This is a genomic window from Streptomyces sp. NPDC027189 (assembly GCF_055566975.1).
Window position 1 is genome coordinate 346585 of record NZ_JBVHRI010000006.1, and the last position, 22082, is coordinate 368666.

Annotated in this window: 17 protein-coding genes; 10 read left to right on the forward strand and 7 right to left on the reverse strand. The window is 70.0% G+C overall.

Annotated elements, in window-relative coordinates; translation table 11 throughout:
* The first annotated feature begins 71 nt into the window (after window positions 1-71).
* From ACZ4RZ_RS17680 to ACZ4RZ_RS17695, 4 genes are all read left to right on the forward strand, one after another.
* Window positions 72-641, forward strand: coding sequence for a TetR/AcrR family transcriptional regulator (locus ACZ4RZ_RS17680; RefSeq protein WP_467745512.1), 570 nt, complete (start codon window positions 72-74; stop codon window positions 639-641).
* 590 nt (window positions 642-1231) lie between these two features.
* Complete coding sequence (panD, locus tag ACZ4RZ_RS17685) at window positions 1232-1651, forward strand: aspartate 1-decarboxylase (RefSeq protein WP_467745514.1); 420 nt, start codon at window positions 1232-1234, stop codon at window positions 1649-1651.
* Window positions 1652-1684: 33 nt separating this feature from the next.
* Window positions 1685-2029: a GNAT family N-acetyltransferase gene (locus tag ACZ4RZ_RS17690; RefSeq protein ID WP_467745516.1), complete on the forward strand. Its 345-nt coding sequence runs from the start codon at window positions 1685-1687 to the stop codon at window positions 2027-2029.
* Entirely contained in the window at window positions 1999-2703 is a 705-nt protein-coding gene (locus ACZ4RZ_RS17695; protein ID WP_467745518.1) for an arylsulfatase, read from the forward strand. The genes ACZ4RZ_RS17690 and ACZ4RZ_RS17695 overlap by 31 nt, the downstream gene beginning before the upstream one ends.
* Window positions 2704-3056: 353 nt before the next feature.
* Here the strand turns inward: ACZ4RZ_RS17695 and gndA are convergent, their stop codons facing one another.
* Entirely contained in the window at window positions 3057-4496 is a 1440-nt protein-coding gene (gene gndA / locus ACZ4RZ_RS17700; RefSeq protein ID WP_467745520.1) for an NADP-dependent phosphogluconate dehydrogenase, read from the reverse strand.
* A 272-nt stretch (window positions 4497-4768) separates the two neighbouring features.
* Between gndA and ACZ4RZ_RS17705 the strand changes: the two genes are divergently transcribed.
* On the forward strand, window positions 4769-5908 hold the full coding sequence (locus ACZ4RZ_RS17705) for a transglycosylase family protein (protein WP_467745522.1): 1140 nt from the start codon (window positions 4769-4771) through the stop codon (window positions 5906-5908).
* Here ACZ4RZ_RS17705 and ACZ4RZ_RS17710 read toward each other — a convergent pair.
* Entirely contained in the window at window positions 5898-7172 is a 1275-nt protein-coding gene (locus ACZ4RZ_RS17710; RefSeq protein WP_467745523.1) for a DMT family transporter, read from the reverse strand. The genes ACZ4RZ_RS17705 and ACZ4RZ_RS17710 overlap by 11 nt on opposite strands.
* A gap of 210 nt (window positions 7173-7382) precedes the next feature.
* On the opposite strand from ACZ4RZ_RS17710, the gene ACZ4RZ_RS17715 reads away from it, so the two are divergent.
* From ACZ4RZ_RS17715 to glgC, 3 genes are all read left to right on the forward strand, one after another.
* Entirely contained in the window at window positions 7383-8132 is a 750-nt protein-coding gene (locus ACZ4RZ_RS17715) for a (2Fe-2S)-binding protein (protein ID WP_467745525.1), read from the forward strand.
* A gap of 85 nt (window positions 8133-8217) precedes the next feature.
* Window positions 8218-9369 carry a glycogen synthase gene (gene glgA / locus ACZ4RZ_RS17720; protein WP_467745801.1) on the forward strand — a complete coding sequence of 384 codons (1152 nt, stop codon included), beginning with the start codon at window positions 8218-8220 and terminating at the stop codon, window positions 9367-9369.
* A gap of 80 nt (window positions 9370-9449) precedes the next feature.
* Window positions 9450-10670 (forward strand): glucose-1-phosphate adenylyltransferase, encoded by a 1221-nt coding sequence (glgC, locus tag ACZ4RZ_RS17725; protein ID WP_467745527.1) that lies wholly within the window; start codon window positions 9450-9452, stop codon window positions 10668-10670.
* Between the two features lie 263 nt (window positions 10671-10933).
* Here the strand turns inward: glgC and ACZ4RZ_RS17730 are convergent, their stop codons facing one another.
* The 5 genes from ACZ4RZ_RS17730 to ACZ4RZ_RS17750 all read right to left on the reverse strand — a co-directional run bounded on the left by ACZ4RZ_RS17730 (window position 10934) and on the right by ACZ4RZ_RS17750 (window position 16695).
* Window positions 10934-11923, reverse strand: a complete 990-nt coding sequence (locus ACZ4RZ_RS17730; protein ID WP_467745528.1) for an ABC transporter permease — start codon at window positions 11921-11923, stop codon at window positions 10934-10936.
* A 29-nt stretch (window positions 11924-11952) separates the two neighbouring features.
* Window positions 11953-12915 carry an ABC transporter permease gene (locus ACZ4RZ_RS17735; RefSeq protein WP_467745530.1) on the reverse strand — a complete coding sequence of 321 codons (963 nt, stop codon included), beginning with the start codon at window positions 12913-12915 and terminating at the stop codon, window positions 11953-11955.
* A complete protein-coding gene (locus ACZ4RZ_RS17740; protein WP_467745531.1) occupies window positions 12908-14440 on the reverse strand; it encodes a sugar ABC transporter ATP-binding protein in 1533 nt (510 codons plus the stop codon). Before ACZ4RZ_RS17740 ends, ACZ4RZ_RS17735 begins: the two co-directional genes overlap by 8 nt.
* 1 nt (window position 14441) lies before the next feature.
* Complete coding sequence (locus ACZ4RZ_RS17745; protein WP_467745533.1) at window positions 14442-15539, reverse strand: ABC transporter substrate-binding protein; 1098 nt, start codon at window positions 15537-15539, stop codon at window positions 14442-14444.
* Between the two features lie 142 nt (window positions 15540-15681).
* A complete protein-coding gene (locus tag ACZ4RZ_RS17750; protein WP_467745535.1) occupies window positions 15682-16695 on the reverse strand; it encodes a LacI family DNA-binding transcriptional regulator in 1014 nt (337 codons plus the stop codon).
* A 159-nt stretch (window positions 16696-16854) separates the two neighbouring features.
* Between ACZ4RZ_RS17750 and ACZ4RZ_RS17755 the strand changes: the two genes are divergently transcribed.
* Both ACZ4RZ_RS17755 and ACZ4RZ_RS17760 read left to right on the forward strand, forming a co-directional pair.
* Complete coding sequence (locus ACZ4RZ_RS17755) at window positions 16855-19458, forward strand: PA14 domain-containing protein (protein WP_467745536.1); 2604 nt, start codon at window positions 16855-16857, stop codon at window positions 19456-19458.
* A gap of 148 nt (window positions 19459-19606) precedes the next feature.
* On the forward strand, window positions 19607-21985 hold the full coding sequence (locus tag ACZ4RZ_RS17760; RefSeq protein WP_467745538.1) for a beta-L-arabinofuranosidase domain-containing protein: 2379 nt from the start codon (window positions 19607-19609) through the stop codon (window positions 21983-21985).
* Window positions 21986-22082: the final 97 nt, after the last annotated feature.

The window sequence follows — 22082 nt, forward strand, 5'->3', positions numbered from 1 at the left end:
TCGATAGATGTACCGATCGGCACATCTACATCGGTTGGACCATACGCGTACCGATCGGTACAGTCAAAGCCGTGCCTCGTCCCGTCAATGCCGAAAAGCGTGCCGAGCTGCTGAAACAGGTGGTGCACCACCTCCAGCACCACGGCGTCGCGCAGATGTCGCTGAGTCCGCTCGCCGAGTCGATCGGCACCACCAAGCGCATGCTTCTGTACTACTTCGGCAGCCGCGAGAACCTGCTGGCCCAGGCCCTGGCCGCCAGTCGCCCCGACGTCCACGCGATGTTCGACGACGTCAGCGACACCGCGGGACTGCGCAAGGCGGCCCATGCCCTGTGGGAAGCGATGACCGTCGGTGAGCAGTCCGGGCCGATCCGCATGCTGCTGCAGCTGCTCAGCCTGGCCGCCACCGATCCCGAGCAGTACGGCAGCATCGCGGCCGAGACCGTCGAGGTCATGGCCGGCCCCATCGCCGCGGCGTACGTCCGGCTGGGGCACTCGCCGCAGCAGGCGCGAACCGGGGCCACGCTCCTCGTCTCCGGCCTGCGCGGTTTGTGCCAGGACCGCCTGGTGACCCATGACGTCGCCCGTACCGACATGGCCGCTCGCCGCCTCATCAGGGACGCGGTCGCGGTGGCCGACTGAGCTTGTGCCCCCGTCCGGGCACTGATCGCGGAACTCACCCCGAAGGCGGTGTCCGGTCCGGGTTTCCGGCGCATCGCATCAAGGGCCGAGTGAGCATGCGGCCGTACTCGTCTTCGAGGGCGCCGACGTCGAGGCGACCGTCGACGGCCCTGAGTGCGACGGTCACCGCCGGCCCGGCTCCGGGGGTCCTGGTCGAGGTCGACGTACCGGCCGTACGCCCGTTGTCGGCTTCGCGGCCGGGAGGCACGGTGTCGTCCCGGATGATACGGACAAGGCGCGGCGTCCACGCTCGACTTAATGGGAAGCTGAGGGCGAAGACGCTGGCCAGGTGGCAGTGGGCCGAGGAGTCGTGAGTTCTGTCCCATCGCGACGTGACCAGGGTCTCGATGCGGCTTCTCGGCTCCGGTCCATACCCTGACTGCCGAAAGTCTGCGAAATCCTGACTGACGACCTGTCAGAAAACTCGGCAAGCGGTCAGTGCAAGTCCACCCTCGGCGGCGGCCGTCCGGTGGAGAACGGCCCGTTATAAGCTGAGTGAACAGCCCTTGACCTGTACAAAGCAGGCAGGGAGCGAATTCCGGGAGTTCTGAATGCTTCGTACTCTGTTCAAGTCCAAGATCCACCGTGCCACGGTCACCCAAGCCGACCTGCACTACGTCGGGTCCGTCACCATCGACGCCGACCTGCTCGACGCCGCCGATCTGCTGCCGGGCGAGCTCGTCCACATCGTCGACATCACCAACGGTGCCCGCCTGGAGACGTACGTCATCGAGGGCGAGCGCGGCTCCGGAGTCATCGGCATCAACGGAGCGGCGGCCCATCTCGTCCATCCCGGAGATCTGGTGATCATCATCAGTTACGCTCAGGTCTCCGACGCCGAGGCGCGGGCGCTGCGGCCGCGGGTCGTGCACGTGGACCGCGACAACCGGATCATGGCCCTCGGCGCCGATCCGTCCGAGCCGGTGCCGGGCTCGGACCAGGAGCGCAGCCCGCAGTCCGTCGCCGTCTGAAGTCCGGCGGACCCGAGGACCCGAGGAGTGCCCATGAGTGACATCGAGATCCGCGACGACCGGGCGGGCGGCCGCCTGGAGGCGTTCGCCGGGGATGAAGTGGTCGGCCACATCGAGTACTTCGTGCTCGAAGCGCCCGCGCGGGCGCTCGTCCCCGTGCACACCATCGTGGAACCCGAGCACGAGGGCAAGGGCATCGCCGGCTCCCTCGCCCGAGAGCTGTACTCCATCGCCGCGCGCGAGGGCGTTGTGGTCGCACCGCTGTGCCCGTACGTCGTGAAGTGGGCGGCGCGTCACCCCGAGGAGGCTCCGGCGGCCGATCCTCAGCTGCTGGAAGCGGCGGTGGAATGGCTCAAGGCGCACCCCGGGCGCTTCTGAGGACAGTGCCCCTGAGGCCCCGGTCCGGCCCGCTCGCCCTCCTGCACACCTCGCCCGTGCACGTCTTCGACGCGTCGCGCGACGAGGCCCACCAGGGGCTGGAACTGCGGCACTTGGCGGCCGAGGAGCTGCTCGCCCGCGCCCGGAACGAGGGCCCCGACGCGGTGGCCGACGAGGTGCGATCGCTGCTCGACCAGGCCGTCGCTCAGGGCGCGCGGGCGGTGCTCTGCACCTGCTCGCCCATCGAGGCCGTCGCCGAACGGGCCGGCGCCGGGGTGCCCGTGCTCCGCGTGGACCGCCCGATGGCCGCCGCCACGGTGGCCGCGGGCCCGCGTGTCGTCGTCCTCGCGGCGCCGGAGAGCACCCTGGAGCCGACACGCCCTCGCCGAGGAGGGGGCCGCGGCGCATGGCGCCCTGTCCACGTTCGCACGGTGCTCCGCTCCGGCGTCCAGCCCCGGACGGGGCTGGACAGCACCGGGGTCGAGGTCGCGGTCAGGTGCTGGGCCGGGGCCATGGACGGCGGCGTGGGGCGGCCGCCCGCCCGCGGCGGCGCACGCCGAGTAGGACCACCTGGTCGCCATCCCGCGCGCGACGGGGTGAGTGGGTGCGCGGGGGCCGGGTACGCGTGGGACAAGTCCAGGGCCGACGTACCGACTGGCTGGAGGACACCATGACGCATCCGTTCCCCGACCCGGTGAAGCCGGGCCCCACCCCGGGCCCGGGCCCCGACCGCCCGGAGCCCTTCCCTGAGCCGACCCCGGACCCGGGCCCCCACCCCTCCCCGGAGCCCGTCCCGTCTCCGTCCCCGATCCCGAAGCCACCGGGCCCCGACCCGGTACCGGAGCCGGAGCCCCAGCCGGGGCCGATCTCCTGAGCGGGCATCCGAACAGTCACCCAACGGCATGGCGGCCGCCGCGTACGAGGCGCCGGCCGCCCCCACCACCACGAAGAAGCCGCCACGCCCCCATCACGACGAAGCCGTCACGCCCCGGCTCCAGGGACGTGACGGCTTCGGCAGTGCAGGCGCCTACGCCTCGACCTCCGACCGGTCGCCGCCCCACAGCGTGTGGAACGACCCCTCCCGGTCCGTACGGCGATACGTGTGCGCCCCGAAGAAGTCCCGCTGCCCCTGTGTGAGGGCGGCGGGCAGACGCTCGGCGCGCAGGGCGTCGTAGTAGGCGAGGGCCGCGGAGAAGCCGGGCGTGGGCACGCCCTGGCGGGTGGCGGCGACGAGCACCTCGCGCCAGTCGTCCTGGGCCGCCGCGATCTCCTGCGCGAACGTCTCGTCCGAGAGCAGGCTCGGCAGGTCGGGCCGGGCGTCGTAGGCGGCGCGGATGCGGTCGAGGAAGGCGGCGCGAATGATGCACCCGCCGCGCCAGATGGAGGCGACGGCACCGGGGTCGATGTTCCAGTCGTACTCGTCGCTGCCCGCGGTGATCTCGTGGAAGCCCTGGGTGTACGAGACGATCTTCGACGCGTACAGCGCCTGCTCCACCCGGTCGGCGAAGGCCGCCGCCTCGGCCTCCCCGAGCTGCGTGGCCTTGGGTCCGGCGAGTCCGCGCGAGGCGGCCCGCAGATCGGCGTGCCCGGACAGTGAGCGCGCGAAGACCGCCTCGGCGATACCGGACACCGGAACACCGAGGTCGAGCGCGATCTGGACCGTCCAGCGGCCCGTGCCCTTCTGCTCGGCCCGGTCCTCGACGATGTCCACGAACGGCTTGCCCGTCGCCGCGTCCACGTGCGACAGCACCTCGGCGGTGATCTCGATCAGATACGAGTCGAGCCGGCCCGTGTTCCAGGTGCGGAAGATGTCCGCGATCTGCGCGGGGGAGTAGCCCGCCACATCGCGCAACAGCTGGTAAGCCTCGCCGATCAGCTGCATATCGGCATACTCGATGCCGTTGTGGACCATCTTCACGAAGTGGCCCGCGCCGTCGGGACCGACATGCGTCACGCACGGCGCGCCGTCGGCCGCCTTCGCGGAGATCTTCTCCAGCATCGGACCGAGGGACCCATACGACTCCTTCGAGCCGCCCGGCATGATGCTGGGCCCGTGCAGCGCGCCCTCCTCGCCGCCGGAGACGCCCGTGCCGACGAAGTGGATGCCCTGCTCGCGCAGTGCCCGCTCGCGGCGCCGGGTGTCCGCGAAGTGCGCGTTGCCACCGTCGATGATCATGTCGCCGGGCTCCAGGAGAGGAGCGAACTCCTGGATCACCGTGTCGGTCGGCTCACCCGCCTTCACCATGATCATCAGGCGCCGCGGCCGCTCCAGCGCCGCCACGAACTCCTTGGCCGTCTCGGCCGCGACGAACTCGCCTTCGTGACCGAACTCCTCCATCAGCGCGTTCGTCCGTGCCACGGTGCGGTTGTGCACGGCGACCGTATAGCCGTTGCGTGCGAAATTGCGGGCGAGATTGCGCCCCATGACCGCGAGACCCGTGACGCCGATCTGGGCTGAAGTGCTCATACGGTTGGCTCCCAAAGCTCCTGGAATCGGTAATGCCGGTCTGCCCGCCAGTATTGCGCCACCGCGACCCCGACTCACCGATTCGCCGTGCACGGATCCTGACGTGCCGACGTTGTGTACGCAGAAGGTGCCCCACCCGCCTCAGTGACCCGAGGAACGCGTGGTGATTCCCGGTCACTTGGGGTGCGTGGACGGCCGATTGCCCTCTTGTCATGGCCTGTTCGCAGCGCATACTTTTGCCGCTCCTGACGCATGTCGAGGGGGGCTCGCTCATGGCCGTACGCGGCCGGCACCGCCGGTACCAGCCCAACAGGATCAACCGCGCCTCACTCACTGTCACGGCCGGCGGCGCGGGTATCGCGCTCCCGCTCGTCGGAACCAGTGTTGCCCACGCGGCCGATGTGGGCACCTGGAACAAGGTCGCCGCCTGCGAGTCCAGCGGCAACTGGAGCATCAACACGGGCAACGGCTACTACGGCGGCCTGCAGTTCACCCAGTCCACCTGGGAGGCGTACGGCGGCAAGGTGTACGCGCAGCACGCGGATCAGGCCACCAAGGACCAGCAGATCGCCGTCGCCGAGAAGGTGCTGAGGGGCCAGGGGCCCGGCGCCTGGCCGGTGTGCTCGGTCCGTGCCGGGCTGACCAGAGGCGGCGACACCCCCGACATCAGCCCGTCCGGCACCACGCCCCAGCCGACGCAGCGCTCCGTACGTGACGTGCAGCCGCAGACCACGCCCCAGTCGCAGGCGGGCACCGCCGAGATGTACACCGTTGTGCACGGCGACACCCTCTCCGGCATCGCCGACTCCCGGCATGTCCAGGGCGGCTGGCAGCGGCTGTACGCCGCCAACCGCAAGACCGTGGGCTCCGACCCGGATCTGATCCTGCCGGGCCAGCGGCTGAACCTGCGCGGCAAGGCCCAGGCGCCCGCGCACACGGAGACCGCGCCGGCGCCGACGAAGAAGCCCTCGGCCGACAGGACCACCTCGGACACGGCCAAGAAGGCGCCCTCCTTCGTCGCCCCCGTGAACGCGGCGACCGGCACGCCCTACCATGCCGCCGGTTCCTCCTGGTCGAAGGGCTACCACACGGGCGTCGACTTCCCCGTGCCCACCGGGACCTCCGTGCAGGCGGTCGCGGCCGGTCAGGTCGTCAGCGCGGGCTGGGGCGGCTCCTTCGGCTACCAGGTGGTGATCCGGCACGCCGACGGCCGCTACACGCAGTACGCCCACCTGTCCGCGATCTCCGTGAAGGCGGGGCAGAGCGTGGTGAGCGGCCGGCGCATCGGCCGCTCGGGGTCCACGGGCAACAGCACGGGCCCGCATCTGCACTTCGAAGTGCGGACGGGGCCCGGCTTCGGATCCGACGTCGACCCGGTGGCCTACCTGAGGGCGGGCGGGGTCAGGATTTGACCCTCGTGCGGTGGTGGTTGACGAAGGGCATCGGCACGTACGGCCCGCCGCACAGGACGGCGTAGTACGGCAGTTCGTCCACCGGTGCGCTCTCCTGCGAGGTGTTCTCCGCGGCAGGCACCGGCATGGGCCCGGGTACGAAGGCCTGCCCGTCCGGCGCGAAGACGTCCCCGTCCGGCGCGATGACGTCCTCGCCCGGTACGAGGATGTCGTCGGCGGATCCGAAGAGCTCCCCGCGGACCCCGGCGACCGGCTGGTCGGGAAGGCCTACGAGCAGCCCCTCCACCTCCGATTCGGCGCTCGTGAGAGCGGCGAGGTCCGGCCCGGCCCCGACGGGGACCGGGACCGCCTCGATCTCGAACGGGACCGTGTCGGGCGTGCCGGCGGCGAACGCCGACTCGACCGCGGGCTCGGCCGGTTCGGTCGTCGGCCGCGTGCCGCCGATCCGCTCCGTCGTGAGCAGGATCAGACCGCCGGCGGCTACGACTCCGCAGCCCAGCGCGAGGGCGGTGCCCGTCGAGCCGTAACGGAAGGTCTCGCCGAACATCGTGATGCCCACGGCGGCCGCCACGACGGGGTTCACGACCGTCAGCGTGGCCAGCGGCGCCGCCAGGCCGCCGCCCCGGTAGGAGGCCTGCGACAGCAGCATGCCGGCCGTCGCGAAGACACCGATCACGGCGAGGCTGGACAGGTCGGAGAGTGAGACCTGCTGCGACCAGTCCACGGCGACCGTCTTGGTGAACACCGAGGACATGCTGAAGGCGATGCCCGCGGCGACCGCCAGCAGCACACTGCGCACCGCCGGGTGCCGGTGTGCGGCGCGGCCCGCCACCATGAGGGCCGCCACCGAGCCGCCCGCCACCACGGCCAGCGCCGCCCGCTGGGTGCCGCCGAGCGACTGCGCCTCGGAGGCGCCGACCAGCGACAGCAGGCCCGCGAGGCCCACCGTTGCCATGATCGCGCCGCGCCAGGCGGTCGCGCCGGCCTTGCGGCCGACGAAGAGAGCCGCCATGGGAAGGGCGAAGACTATGGTCAGCGCGCCGAGCGGCTGTACGAGGCTCAGCGGGCCGTAGGCGAGGGCCACCACGTGCAGCAGCCCGCCAAGGCCGTTCAACGCCACGGCGGCCCACCAGATCGGCCTGCGCAGCGGTGCGTAGGTCTGGCCGGGGGAGGTCAGGGCGACCTGCTCCTGGACGATCGCGCCGCCTGCGTACGCGACGGCGGAGACGAACGAGAGCAGCACGGACAAAGCGAGGGCGCTCATGAGTCCCTCCTCTGCGTACGGCGGGCGCGTTCTGCCCGGTGCGACGAACGGTCGGCTTGCATGAAAACAACGATGCCTCGCGAATTAGTTCACGTCGTCGTACTTGAGCAGGCATTGAGTCCTACTACCGATGGAGTACGAATCGCCCGCTGTCCTCCCCAGGGTGGGTTACACGGACGGCCGACCCGCTGGTGGAATCCCCTAGGGGGCTTGGTACTACTGCTCTTCGTGGACCTCGATCCGGAACTCGCGGCGCTCGGCCCGCTCGGCGGCTTCTTCGTACTACGCACCGGCGTACCGCCGCGCGGCCCGCTGCCGACCCTCGCGCAGGCCTACGCGGCGCCACGACTTGAGGGCCAGGACGATGTTTACGCGGATCCGATAACTTTTCGTGTCCGGAAAGTCACGCAGGGTCTTCACGCGCCGGAACCGCGGATCGCGGTCTCGATCGCCCACCAGGCCCTTGCCGCCCGGCTGTGGTCGATCGCGCTCGGCGCCGCCGCACTGTACGGGCAGGTGCCCGACCTCGATCCGGAGCTGCTGCGCTGGGATCCGGACGGCAGCGCTCCGGAAGACCTGTGGCTGTCCGAGGTGCGCGCCCTGCCCGCCACGGCCGTCGACGAGGTCGTACGAGCCGCCCACCTCGCCCCGCTGGCGGCCGTCCTGCACTTCCGGTACCGCGTCTCACCACGCCTGTTGTGGGGCAACGCGGGCTCCGCCCTGGCCGGCGCGGTACGCCAGCTCGACCGCTGGGCGCGTGCCAACGGTCGTACGGACGTGGCCGATCGGGCCCACGCACTCGCCTCCCGTCTCTTCGCGCACCCCGACCTCTCCGGCACCCTCGACCCCCGCACGCTCCGCCGCCGCAGCTGCTGCCTCTACTACCGCCTTCCCGGCGGTGGACTGTGCGGCGACTGCTGCTTCGACCACCCGCCGCGGCCGGAGGCCGGCCGTTCCTGACAGCCGTGGTGTTCGCGTGGTCTTCCCCAACTGCCCCATCTGAGTGACCATGAGGGGCACCAGCCGCGATGACGGGGGGTTCCGTGTGCGCGTGGGACTGCTGACCCGGGAGTACCCGCCGGACGTGTACGGCGGCGCGGGCGTCCATGTCGAGTTCCTCGCCCGGGAGTTGCGCGGCCTCACGGAGCTGGACGTGCACTGCTGGGGCGAGGGCGCCGCGGGCGGCGTCGTACGTCACCGGCCCTGGCCCTCGCTCGACGGCGCCAACGACGCGCTGCGCACCTTCTCCGTGGACCTCTCCATCGCCGCCGCCCTCGAAGGCCGCGAACTCGTCCACTCGCACACCTGGTATGCCAATCTCGCGGGCCACTTCGGCAAGCTGCTGTACGGCATCCCGCACGTCATGACCGCCCACTCGCTGGAACCGCTGCGCCCCTGGAAGGCAGAGCAGCTCGGCGGCGGCTATGCCCTCTCCAGCTGGGCGGAACGCACCGCCATCGAGGCCGCGGACGCGGTGATCGCGGTCTCCGGCGCGATGCGCGAGGACATCCTCGCCTGCTATCCGGCCCTGGACCCGGCCAAGGTGCGCGTCGTGCACAACGGCATCGACACCGCCCTCTACCGGCCCGACCACGGCACGGACGTCCTCGACCGCATCGGCCTGGACACCGGCCGCCCGTACGTCCTGTTCGTCGGCCGTATCACCCGCCAGAAGGGTGTGCCCCAACTCCTGCGCGCGGTACGAAACATCGATCCGGCGGTCCAGGTGGTGCTGTGCGCGGGCGCCCCCGACACCTCGGAGATCGACCGGGAGTTCCGCGACCTCTTCCAGGAGCTGAGCGGCGTACGCGGGGGAGTGCACTGGATCCCGCAGATGCTGCCGCGCCCGGACGTCATCCAACTCCTCACGCACGCCGCCGTGTTCGTCTGCCCCTCGGTGTACGAGCCGCTCGGCATCGTCAACCTGGAGGCGATGGCCTGCGGAACGGCCGTGGTGGCGTCCCGGGTCGGCGGGATTCCCGAGGTGGTCGAGGACGGGGTGACGGGTGTCCTCGTGCCGCTGCAGGAGAACTTCGAGGCGAGTCTGGCGATCGCCCTCGACTCCGTGCTCGCCGACCCCGGGACCGCCCGGCGGATGGGCGAGGCCGGACGGGAGCGCGCGGTGCGGGAGTTCGGGTGGGACGCCGTGGCCCGGCGGACTGTCCAGTTGTACGAGGAAGTGCTCAAAGCGGGGTAACCATCGGACAGGCGTAGTTCAGCAACGGGGCCGCCCCGGCACAGCGGGCGCGGCTCGACCGGGCGTAGAGGGGCGGCGGCATGCGGCGCGGTGGACCTTCGGTGCTGGGAATCGTACTTGCGGGTGGAGAGGGCAAGCGTCTGATGCCCCTCACCGCGGACCGCGCGAAACCCGCGGTCACCTTCGGCGGCACGTACCGCCTCGTCGACTTCGTACTCTCCAATCTCGTCAACGCCGACATCCTGCGCATCTGCGTCCTGACGCAGTACAAGTCGCACTCGTTGGACCGGCATGTGACCACGACCTGGCGGATGTCGAGCCTGCTCGGCAACTACGTCACTCCCGTCCCGGCCCAGCAGCGGCTCGGCCCGCGCTGGTACCTGGGCAGCGCCGACGCGATCCTGCAGTCGCTGAACCTCGTGTACGACGAACGGCCCGACTACATCGCGGTGTTCGGCGCCGACCACGTCTACCGGATGGACCCGCGGCAGATGCTCGCCCAGCACATCGAGGGCGGCGCGGGCGTGACGGTGGCCGGGATACGCGTGCCGCGCGCCGAGTCCTCCTCCTTCGGGGTCATCAGCCCCGGATCGGACGGCCAGACCGTGCAGGGCTTCCTGGAGAAGCCCGCCGATCCGCCCGGCCTGCCCGACGACCCCGAGTGTGTCTTCGCCTCCATGGGCAACTACATCTTCACCACCAAGGCCCTGGTGGAGGCGCTCCAGCGGGACGCCGAGGACGAGCGCTCCGTGCACGACATGGGCGGTTCGATCCTGCCCATGCTCACCGACCGGGGCGAGGCGCAGCTCTACGACTTCAGCGACAACCACGTACCCGGCGAGACCACCCGCGACCAGGGCTACTGGCGCGATGTCGGAACCCTCGACGCGTACTACGACGCCCACATGGATCTGATCGCCGAGCGCCCCGCCTTCAACCTCTACAACCGCAGCTGGCCCATCTACACCCACTCCGGGCAGTTGTCGCCGGCGAGATTCAACGCCGGTGGCATCGCGAGTGAGTCCATCATCAGCGCGGGCTCCCTGATTCGCGGGCAGGTCACGAGGTCCGTGCTCTCACCGGGCGTTGTCGTCGACCCGGGAGCCGTCGTCCAGGGCTCGGTCCTGCACGACAACGTCCACATAGGGCGGGGCGCGGTCGTGCGCGGCGCGGTCCTCGACAAGAACGTCGAGGTGCCGCCGGGCGCGACGATCGGCGTCAACCCCTCGCGGGACGCGGAGCTCTACACGGTCTCCAAGGGCGGGGTGATCGCATTGGGCAAGGGACAGCACGTCCCCTGATGGGCGGGCTGCGCGAGGTGGCGGCATCCTTCGTAGTACCCGGTCCGTCGGGGGTCGCCGTCCGGGATCGGCAGGGGGTGACGCATGTGGACGCGGCGGTGCAGGCCAAGGTGGGATCGTTTCTCGGGTCGCCGGCCGCTGGTGATCACGTGGTCCGGTCCCGGCAGGGGCCGGGTGACCAGCGTGCCCAACACCGTTCGGGACACGCGGCTCAGCAGGGTTCCGGCACGAGGACTCACTCCCAGCTCAGTCCAAAGGAACCGTCACAGCACCCGGCGCCTCCGTCCCAGCCATGTCTGCGCGATGACCACGACGGCCAGGAAGGCGCCGCTGACGACCTGCTGGTACGCCGAGTCCAGTGAACCGATCTGGTTGATGACGTTCTGGATGACCTTCAGCAGGAGCACTCCGACCAACGAGCCGCTCAGGAAGCCGAATCCGCCGGTGAGCAGCGTCCCGCCGATGACCGCGGCGGAGATGGCGTCCAGCTCCATGCCGGAGCCGAGGATCGTCACGCCCGACGCCAGCCAGGCCGCGTTGAGCGCCCCGGCGAGCCCGGCACACAGCCCGGACAGCGTGTACACGCACATCTTCGTACGGGCCACGGGGGCGCCCATCAGCGCCGCCGCGTCCTCGTTGCCTCCGACCGCGTACACGTACTGCCCGAACCGGGTGCGCCGCAGCACCAGTGCGCCCAGCACGAACAGTGCGACGGTGATCCAGACGGGCACACCGACACCCAGGAGTGTGCCCTGTCCGAGGGTGGCGAAGAAGGAGTCCTTGTCCACGAGATACGTGGTGGAACCCTCGTCCGTCAGGGAGAGCAGGATGCCCCGGGCGCCCAGCATCGAGGCGAGCGTGACGATGAACGGGGCCAGCCGCGAGCGGGCGATCAGGAGGCCGTTGACCAGACCGATCAGCCCGCACACGGCCAGCGGGAGCAGCAGGGCGACCACCGTGCCGTACCGCGATCCCCAGGCGGCCAGCACCCCGCCGAGGGCGAACAGGGATCCGACCGACAGGTCGATGCCGCCCGTGACGATCACGAAGGTCATGCCGAGCGCGATCACCGCGAGGAACGCCGAGGACAGCGCCATGTTCTCCAGGTTGTCGCCGGTCAGGAACGTGTCGAAACTCAGGGACGCCGCGACGACGGCGACCACGAGGGTGATCAGGGCGCCGTGCTGCTGGGCGAGAGCGCTGAGCCGCTCGGAGCGGCGGGCGCCCAGGGGTTCTTGCCCGGGTGTGCTCATCGCGTGTACCGGACTGTCCACACCTGCCGTCATCGCTTCCCCCGTTCCCGTGCCGCGTAGACGGCGAGGACGATCACCACGGCCTGGGCGATCTGGGTCCACGACGGCGGCAGATCGTGCTTGATGAGCGTGGTGGTGAGCAACTGGATCAGCACCGCGCCGGCGACCGTACCGCCGATGCGGACCCGGCCGCCGCTCAGCGGAGTGCCGCCGACCACGACGGCGGTGATCGCGGACAGTTCCATCAGGGTGCCCAGCGAGGTCGGGTCGCTCGCGGTCAGCCGCGCGGTGGCCAGGACGCCCGCGATCGCGGCGAGGACGCCGGAGCAGACGTACACCACGATCAGTACGCGACGCACGGGCAGCCCGGCGAGACGGGCGGCCGGCCGGCTGTCGCCCAGGGCCAGGAGCTGTCGGCCGAATGTCGTGCGGCGCACGACGAAGGCGATGAGCAGCGCGAGCGCGACGGCGATGAGCACCAGGTACGGCACGCCGAGCACATCGCCCGAGCCGAGTTCCGCCATGCCCGGGTTGTGCACGTCCTTGAGCTGGGGGAGCAGGACCAGGGCCAGTCCGCGTCCGGCGACCATCAGGGCGAGCGTCGCGACGATCGGCTGGACGCCGACGAAGGCGATCAGCGCACCGTTCGCGACGCCGACCACGATTCCGCCCGCCACCGCGGCCAGTACGGCGATCCACACTCCGTATCCGAGGTAGAGCGAGAGGAGCGAGGTCGACAGGGCCATCACCGAGCCCACCGACAGGTCCACGCCCTCGCTGCCGATCGCCAGCGCCATGCCGAGGGCCACGATCAGCACGGGCGAGACCTGGACCGCCTGGGTGCGGAAGTTCTCGGCGGACAGGAAGTGCGGGGTGAAGACGGTGTTCACCAGGAGCAGCACCACGACGCCCAGATAGACGCCGTATTCCTGGAGCAGGCGCAGCAGCCGGTCGCGGTCCGCGGTCACCCGGCCCAGCGTCAGATCAGTCATCGTGGTCTCCGGCGGCGGTGGATGCGGTGGGCGCGGTGGCGATGGCGCGCATCAGCCGGTCCTCCGTGACGGCGTCGCCGGTCAGCTCCGCCACGACGGCGCCGTCCTTGAGGACGACCACCCGGTCGCTGCCCTCGATCAGCTCCTCGGTGTCCGAGGAGATCAGCAGAACGCCCAGGCCGTCGTCCGCGAGTTCGTCGATGAGTTTCTGCACCTCCGCCTTGGCGCCGACGTCGATGCCCCGGGTCGGTTCGTCCAGCAGGAGGACCTTGGGGTGCATGGCCAGCCAGCGGGCCAGCAGGACCTTCTGCTGATTGCCGCCGGAGAGCTCGCCCACCTTCTGGTGGGGGTCCGCCGCCTTGATGCGCAGCCGTTTCATGAAGGTGTCGACGATCCGGTCGATGCGCGCCTCGTCGACCAGGCCGAACCGGGAGAGGCCGGGCAGCGCGGCGAGCGCGATGTTCTCCCGTACCGAGAGTCCGGGAAGCACGCCCTCCGCCTTGCGGTCCTCGGGCAGCAGGCTGATGCCCGCGCGGATCGCGGCCGGCGTCGAGCCGGTGCGCACCGCCGCGCCCGCCACCACGATCCGGCCGGAGTCGGTGCGCAGGGCGCCCGCGATGGCCTTCGCGGTCTCGGTGCGGCCCGAGCCGAGCAGCCCGCCCAGCCCCACCACTTCACCGGGGCGTACGGTCACGGACACGCCGTCGAGTAGATGACGGACCGTCAATTCCTCGGCTCGCAGGACCGGTTCGACCGCGGTGTCGTGGCTCCCCGTGAACTTGGTCAGCCCCTCGTCCTGTACGACGCCGATCTCCCGGCCCAGCATCAGCGACACGAGCCGCAGCCGGTCCAGGTCGGCGATCCGCCCGGCGTGCACCACCTTGCCGTCGCGCAGGACGGTGACCGTGTCGCAGATTTCGTACAGCTCGTCGAGGCGGTGGCTGACGTAGATCACCGCGATGCCGCGCTCACGCAGCGTGCGGATCACTTCGAACAGGGTCTGCACCTCGCGGGGTTCGAGCGAGGAGGTCGGTTCGTCCATGATGACGACCCGCGCGTCCACCGAAACGGCGCGGGCGAGCGCGACCATCTGCTGGGCGCCTACGCCCAGTTCGCGCAGCTGTCGGCGCACGTCGACGCGGATGCCGAGCCCGCGCAGCGCCTCGTCGGCCGCCCGGTGCATGCGCCGGAAGTCGATCAGGCCGAGCCGGTTGCGGGGCTCCCGGCCCAGCAGGAGGTTGCGCGCCACACTCATCAGCGGGACGAGGTTGACCTCCTGGTAGATGGTGGAGATGCCCGCGTGCTGGGCTTGCAGGGGAGTGGCGAAGCGGAGGGGGGAGCCGTCGTACGTCACCTCGCCCTCGTCGGGCTGGTACACGCCCGTGAGTACCTTGATGAGGGTGGACTTGCCCGCGCCGTTCTCGCCGATGAGCGCATGCACCTCCCCGGCGCGGGCCGTGAAGTCCACCGAGGACAGAGCCTTCACGCCGGGGAAGGTCTTGGACAGACCGGTCACTGACAGCACGTCAGTACGCCTTGGCGATGTCGGACTTGGCATTGTCCGTCGTGTACGCGCTGTCCTGGATAACGATGTCCTGGGCCACCTTGTCACCCTGGGTGAACGAGTCGAGGGTCTGGAAGGCGAGCGGTCCGAAGCGCGGGTTGGACTCGATCACGCCGTCGATCCAACCGTCAACGATCCCCTGCACGGCGTTGCGGGTGCCGTCGATCGTCACGATCTTCACGGCGCCCGGCTTCTTGCCTGCCCCCTTCAGGGCGTTGACCGCGCCGAGGCCCATCTCGTCGTTCTCGGCGTAGATCCCGGTGATGCCGGGCTTGGACTGGATGAGGTTCTCGGTGACGGACTGGCCCTTCTCGCGGGCGAACTCACCGGTCTGCTTGAAGACGATCTTGAGGCCGGGCGCCTTCTCCTTGACGCGGTCCTCGAAGCCCTTGGTGCGCTCGGTCGTCACGTTGTTGCCCGCGGCGCCCAGCAGGATGGCGATCTCACCCTTGCCGCCCGTCGCCTCGATCATCCGGTCGGCGGCCCGCTTGCCCTGCTCCACGAAGTCGGAGCCGATGAAGCTCACATAGTCCTTGCAGGCAGTCGCGTTGATCTTGCGGTCGACGGTGACGATCGGAATGTGCTTGGCCGACGCGGAGCGCAGCACCGGCTCCCAGCCGTCCGAGTTGAGCGGCGCGATCACCAGGAGGTCGGCACCCTTGGCGATGAGGTCCTGGACGTCGCTGATCTGCTTGGAGAACTGCGACTGGGCGTTGGCGGTCAGGAGCTTCACGCCCCGCTTCTGCGCTTCGGCCTTGATCGACGCGGTCTCCGCGATCCGGAAGGGGTTGGCCTCCTTCTCGGACTGGGAGAAGCCCACGGTCGCGGACTTGAGGTCGATCTTCTTGCCGCCGTAGGCGTCGATGGTGCAGGTGGGCCCGGAGCCCGTGCTCGGCGACGCGACGACCTGTCCCGAGTCGCCCTGACTGGTGGAGCTGTTGTCCTTGCCGGCGTCGTCCTCCGACTTGGCGCATCCGGAGACGAGCGCGAGGCTCGTGACGAGGCCGGTGGCGAGGAGGGTCCGGACAGAGGTTCGGCGAAGGATGGCGGTCGGCTTCATGGAGTCCCCAAACGGCACGCCCCGGCGCTGAGAGCGCTCCCGGGGAAGTTCGGCTCTTGCGGTCAACTCGCTGTGCACGTCGTTCAGGGGAGGGTTTTACATCGTTGGAAGGAGGCTGTAAACCCTTCCGTCCGAAATCTCGTCAGCGTCGGCCCAAGGTGCTCTCGCGCTCCACGAGCCGGAAATCCGCGGTCAGTTCACGCCCGCCGGGCTCCGCGCGACCCGACAGACTGCGCAGCAGCGAGGCCATCGCCATTCGCGCGATGACCTGCTTGTCCGGGGAGATCGTGGTCAGCGTGACAGCCCCGAACCTGCCCTCCTCGATGTCGTCGAACCCGACCACCGCGACGTCCCACGGCACGCGCAGTCCCCGCTCGTGCAGCACCCGCATCGCTCCGATCGCGACCAGGTCGTTGTAGGCGAAGACCGCGTCCGGGCGGACCCCCGAGTCCAGCAACCGGGCCATCGCCCGTGCGCCCTCGTCGCGGCTCCAGCCGCCGACCGGCACCACCAGGCTGTCGGGTGCGGGCACCCCCGCGGCCGTCAACTCCTCGCGCCAGCCCGCGAGTCGCAGATGGGCGGGTCGGTTGGCCGAGTCGGTGCGGGCCCCCAGGTAGGCGATCCGTGAGCGGCCGCGGCCCAGCAGGTGGCGTACCGCGGTCCGCGCGGCCGCCACGTTGTCGATCGCGATGTGGTCGTAGGGCGCGTCGTACTCGCGCTCGCCGAGGAGCACCAGGGGTACGTCGTCCGCGCGTCCCCGCAGGTCGTCGGCCTCCAGCTCCAGCGGGCTGAGGATCAGACCGTCGATCACATTGGCCCGGAAGCCCTGACTGACCAGAACCTCCTGCTCGCGATCGCCCCGCGTGTGGTCCAGCAGCACGGTGAACTCGTGCTCGGCGGCCGCGTCGATGACGGCACCGGCCAGTTCCGCGAAGTAGGGGTTGCCGAGCTCCGGCACGGCGAGGGCGATGATCCCGGTGCGTCCTTTTCGCAGATGACGTGCCGTGAGATTTGGTCGGTAGCCCAGTTCGTCGATGGCCTCCTGGACCTTGGCCCGCATGGCCGGCGTGACGTGCGGATAGTTGTTCACGACGTTCGAGACGGTCTTGATCGAGACGCCGGCGCGCTCTGCGACGTCCTTCAGGCTGACCCGCAAGGGATCTCCTCTTCATCGATGTGCGCCCCTTCCGCCAGGGCTTTTGTCATGACCCTGGACAGAGGCTGGGAGCCGTGCTGTTATGCCAACTGCCGTTCCTTCCAACGTTGTACAGACTGAAGCAGCGAGCCGCCACCCTTCCTCAGCCAAGGAGGATTCGTGCGCATCAGACGATTCAGAGAACGACTGGCCCTTCTCCTCGCCGTGGCACTCGGCATCGCGGGACTCACCGCAGGACCCGCCGCGAGCGCTGCCGACGACCCCGTCGAGGTCCACGGGCTGAAGGGCGACTACTACACCCAGTCCGCCCCCGGAGCCTTCGACTTCCACGAGCTCAAGGCCACCGGATTCGACCCCGGGCTCGACTTCGACAACCTGGAGCCGCGCCTGAACTTCGCCACCGGACAGTCCGACGACGTCAGCGTCCGCTGGACCGGCAGGATCGTGCCGGAGAAGACCGGCGCCCACACCTTTTCGATCACCGGCGACAACGGCTTCCGGCTGTGGGTCGACGGGCAACTCGTCATCGACCACTGGGTCGACGACTGGGACCGGGAACAGACGTCCGGCCCCGTCGACCTGACCGCGGGCCACGCCTACGACATCAAGGTCGAGTACTTCGAGCACTACGGCGGCTCCAACCTCCATCTGCGCTGGACACCGCCCGGCGGCAGCAAGACAGCCGTCCCGCAGTCGGCGCTCCGGCTGCCCGACGGATACGCCTACGACGGCGCCATCGCCACCACGGTCGCCCGCGACGGCCGCACGCTGCGGCTCGACTTCGCGCAGGCGCTGACCGCGCCCCCGGCCGGATTCACCGACCACGTCGAGGCCGTGATCGGCGGCGCCAAGTGGCCCCTGAACGGCGCCAAGCTGGACCCGTCCGACCCCAAGGCCCTGCTCGTCGGGCTCAAGGAACCCGTCGTCGGCAACAAGACCGGCACGGCCAAGGGCACCGCGGACCTGCGCTACGACGGCAAGGGCGGTCTCTCCGGCACGAACGGCAACGTTGTCAGCGCCTTCTGGAGCAGCGGACCCAACCACTCCACGTACGAACTGCGCACGAAGTGGGCGGACGACGTCGGACCGGCCAACGCCCACCCCGAGTACCCACGGCCCCAGCTGACCCGGGACAACTGGCGCAACCTCAACGGCTCGTGGCAGTTCGCTGCCGCCCGGGCCGGCGAGCAGCCCCCGGTCGGCAGGACCCTCGGCGAGAAGATCCTCGTCCCGTACCCCGTGGAGTCCCAGCTCTCCGGCATCGAACGGCACGAGGATCGCATGTGGTACCGCCGCACCTTCACCGTGCCGGCCGACTGGAAGGTCGGCTCCGGCAAGCGGCTGCGGCTCAACTTCGGCGCCGTCGACTGGCAGTCCGAGGTGTACGTCAACGGCACCGAGGTCGCCGAACACAAGGGCGGCTACGACAAGTTCAGTGCCGACATCACCGACGCGCTGAAGCCCGGCCGCACCCAGGAGCTGATCGTCGGCGTCTACGACCCGACCGACGCGCAGGGCGGCGAGAACCCGCCGCTCGGCAAGCAGCGCCTGGACCCCAGCGGCATCTGGTACACACCGTCCTCGGGCATCTGGCAGACGGTGTGGATGGAGCCGGTCGCGCCCGACCACGTCGACTCGCTCAAGCTCACACCCGACGTCAAGAGCGGCCAACTCATCATCGAGCCCAGGGGTGTTCGTGACGGCGTGGCCGTCTCGGCCACCGCGTACGCGGGGAAGCGCCCGGTCGGCACCGTGACCGGGCGCACCGGACAGCCGCTGGTCCTGAAGATCGACAACCCGCGGCTGTGGTCGCCCGACGACCCGTTCCTCTACGACCTCAAGGTGAGCGTCGGCGCCGACCGCGTCGGCAGTTACTTCGGCATGCGGTCCATCGCCGTGGAGCAGGTGAACGGAACCCCGCGCACCGTCCTCAACGGCAAGCCCGTCTTCATGATGGCCACCCTCGACCAGGGCTTCTGGCCCGATGGACTGCACACGGCGCCGACCGACGAGGCCCTCGCGTACGACCTGAAGCTGCACAAGCAGCTGGGCTTCAACGCGGTTCGCAAGCACATCAAGGTAGAGCCCGACCGCTGGTTCTACTGGGCGGACAGGCTGGGTCTGATGGTGTGGCAGGACATGCCCGCGATGACCGCCGGGGTCAATCCGGACGCCGCGTCCCGTGCCGAGTACGAGCACGAGATGCAGCAGATGATCGACCAGCACATCAGCAGCCCGTCGATCGTCATGTGGGTGACGTTCAACGAGGGCTGGGGCCAGTACGACGTGGGCCGCATCGCCGCCCAGGCCAAGGCCTGGGATCCGACGCGGCTGGTCAACAACATGTCGGGCCTGAACCTGGGAGCCGACGGAGGCACCGGCGACATCATGGACGAGCACGGCTATCCGAGCCCCGCGCTGCCCCCCGCCCCCGACGGGAAACGAGCCCTGGTCAGCGGCGAGTACGGCGGCCTCGGCCTCGCGGTGCCCGGCCACGCCTGGTCGGTTCAGCAGTCGTACGTGGACGTGGACCCCTCGACGTACACCGACGACTATCTCGCCCGGCTGGACGAGGTGCGCAAGCTCGTCTGCAAGGGGAGCAACGGCGCCGTCTACACCCAGATCTCGGATGTGGAGGGCGAGTTGAACGGGCTGGTGACCTACGACCGCAAGGTGGTCAAACCGGATGTCAAGCGCATGAAGGCGGCCCACGACGCGCTGATCCATGACGCGTCGCAGGCGGCCCCGGCGGGCTGCTCCTGACGGCGGGGCGCACCCGGACGACGCCTCCCCGCTGATGCCCGCGCGCCCCGTCCTGACCCGCTGACGGGTCGTCGTACGGCCCGCCCCCTCCCGCGGGAGCGGGCGGGCCGTACCGCCTCATCTCTCCCTAGGCCCCAGGAGCACCCGTATGCCCCTCGACCGACGACTCTTCCTGCAGACCGGCTCCCTGGCCCTGGGGGCCCTCACGCTCGGCACGGCCCAGCCGGCCGCCGCCGCGTCCGGCCCCCTCGCGGACGCCTTCACCCGCCTGCCGCCCGGCAGCATCACCCCGCGCGGCTGGCTCGACGGGCAACTGCGGCAGCAGCTCGCGGGCCTGTGCGGCCGCTACGCCGAGCGCTCCCACTTCCTCGACTTCGCCACCAGCGGTTGGGCCCACCCGGAGAACGGCGGCTGGGAGGAACTGCCCTACTGGCTGCGCGGATACATTCCCCTGTCCATCGCCACCCGCGACGCCACGGCGCTCGAACAGTCCCGCCGCTGGATCGACGCCATCCTCGCCACCCAGCAGAGCGACGGGTTCTTCGGCCCACGAGCCCTGCGCACCTCGCTCAACGGGGGTCCCGACTTCTGGCCCTTCCTGCCGCTGCTCCAGGCCCTGCGCAGCCACGAGGAGTACGCGCGCGACGAGCGCATCGTGCCCTTCCTGACCCGCTTCCTGCGCTTCATGAACGCCCAGGGCCGGGGAGCCTTCGACACCAGCTGGGTCTCGCTGCGCTGGGGCGACGGCATGGACGTGGCACTGTGGCTCCACCGCCGCACCGGCGACGGCTTCCTGCTCGACCTCGTCGACAAGATGCACACCTACGGCGCCGACTGGACGGGCGCCCTGCCGAGCGCGCACAACGTCAACATCGCGCAGGGGTTCCGCGAACCGGCCCAGTACGCACAGCGTTCGGGAGACGCCGACCTCAGACAGGCCACCTACCGTACCTACGAACAAGTACTGGGCGGATATGGCCAGTTCCCCGGTGGCGGCCTCGCGGGTGACGAGAACATCCGCCCCGGCTTCGGCGACCCCCGGCAGGGCTTCGAGACCTGTGGCGTCGTCGAGTTCATGGCCAGCCACGAACTGCTCACCCGCGTCACCGGCGACCCGGTGTGGGCGGACCGCTGCGAGGACCTCGCCTTCAACATGCTGCCCGCCGCGCTCGACCCCGAGGGCAAGGCAGTCCACTACATCACCAGCGCCAACAGCGTCGATCTGGACAACTCCCGCAAGACGCAGGGCCAGTTCCAGAACGGCTTCGCCATGCAGGCGTACCAGCCGGGTGTCGACCAGTACCGCTGCTGCCCGCACAACTACGGCATGGGCTGGCCCTACTTCAGCGAGGAGCTGTGGCTGGCCACGCCCGACCGCGGCCTGGCCGCCGCCCTGTACGCCCCGTGCCGCGTCACCGCACAGGTCGCGGGCGGTACGCCGGTGACCGTCACCGAGGACACCGACTACCCGTTCGGCGAGACGATCACGCTCACGGTGCGTGCCTCGCGCCCCGTCGCCTTCCCGCTGTACCTGCGGATACCGGGCTGGTGCACGGCGCCACAACTCCGCGTCAATGAAAGGACGGTGCCGGCCGCGAAGGGGCCTGCCTTCGTCCGCGTCGAGCGCACCTGGTCGAACGGCGACCGGGTGGTCCTGCGCCTGCCGCAGCACACCACCGTGCGCACCTGGCACGGCAACCACGACTCCGTGAGTGTCACCCGCGGCCCCCTCGCCTACGGGCTGAGGATCGGCGAGAAGTACGTCCGTTACGCGGGCACCGACACCTTTCCCGAGTACGAGGTGCATGCCACCACGGCATGGAACTACGCTCTCCTGTCCGGCACTTCGCCGGTCTTCCGGCGCGAGGACGGCCCGCTCGCCGACGATCCGTTCACCCAGGGCGGCAGTCCGGTGCGGATCATGGCCGAAGCGCGCCGCCTCCCCGAATGGATCGCCGACGACGAGCACGTCGTCGCACCCCTCCAGCAGAGCCCGGCGCACAGCGCGGAGCCCGTCGAGACCGTCACGCTGATCCCGCTGGGAGCGGCCCGCCTGCGGATCGCGTCGTTCCCGACCGTCGCACCGGACGGCACCCCGTGGACTCCGGAGCCCCCGTTCCGTCGCATCCTCAACAAGCACAGCGGCAAGGTCCTGGCCGTCGACAACATGTCCACCGCCAACAGCGCCCGGGTCGTGCAGTTCGAGAACTCCGGGACCGGCGACCACGCCTGGCAGCTGATCGACAAGTCGGACGGCTGGTTCCTCGTCCGCAACGGCCAGAGCGGCAAGGTGCTCGGCGTGGACGGCATGTCCACCGAGAACAGCGCCCACGTGGTGCAGTACGAGGACAACGGCACCGACGACCACCTGTGGACCTTCGTCGACCGGGGCGACGGCTGGTTCCTGGTCCGCAACCGGCACAGCGGCAAGGTGCTCGGTGTCGACGGGATGTCGACGTCGAACAGCGCACAGGTGGTGCAGTTCGACGACAACGGCACCGAGGATCACCTGTGGCGGTTCGCGTAACACGCCGAACTGCCCTACCGGCCACGACTCTTGACGAGTACACGCTCACGACGAAGAATGATCGCGCTGTGCGCCTGACAACGTTGTCCAAGGCCAG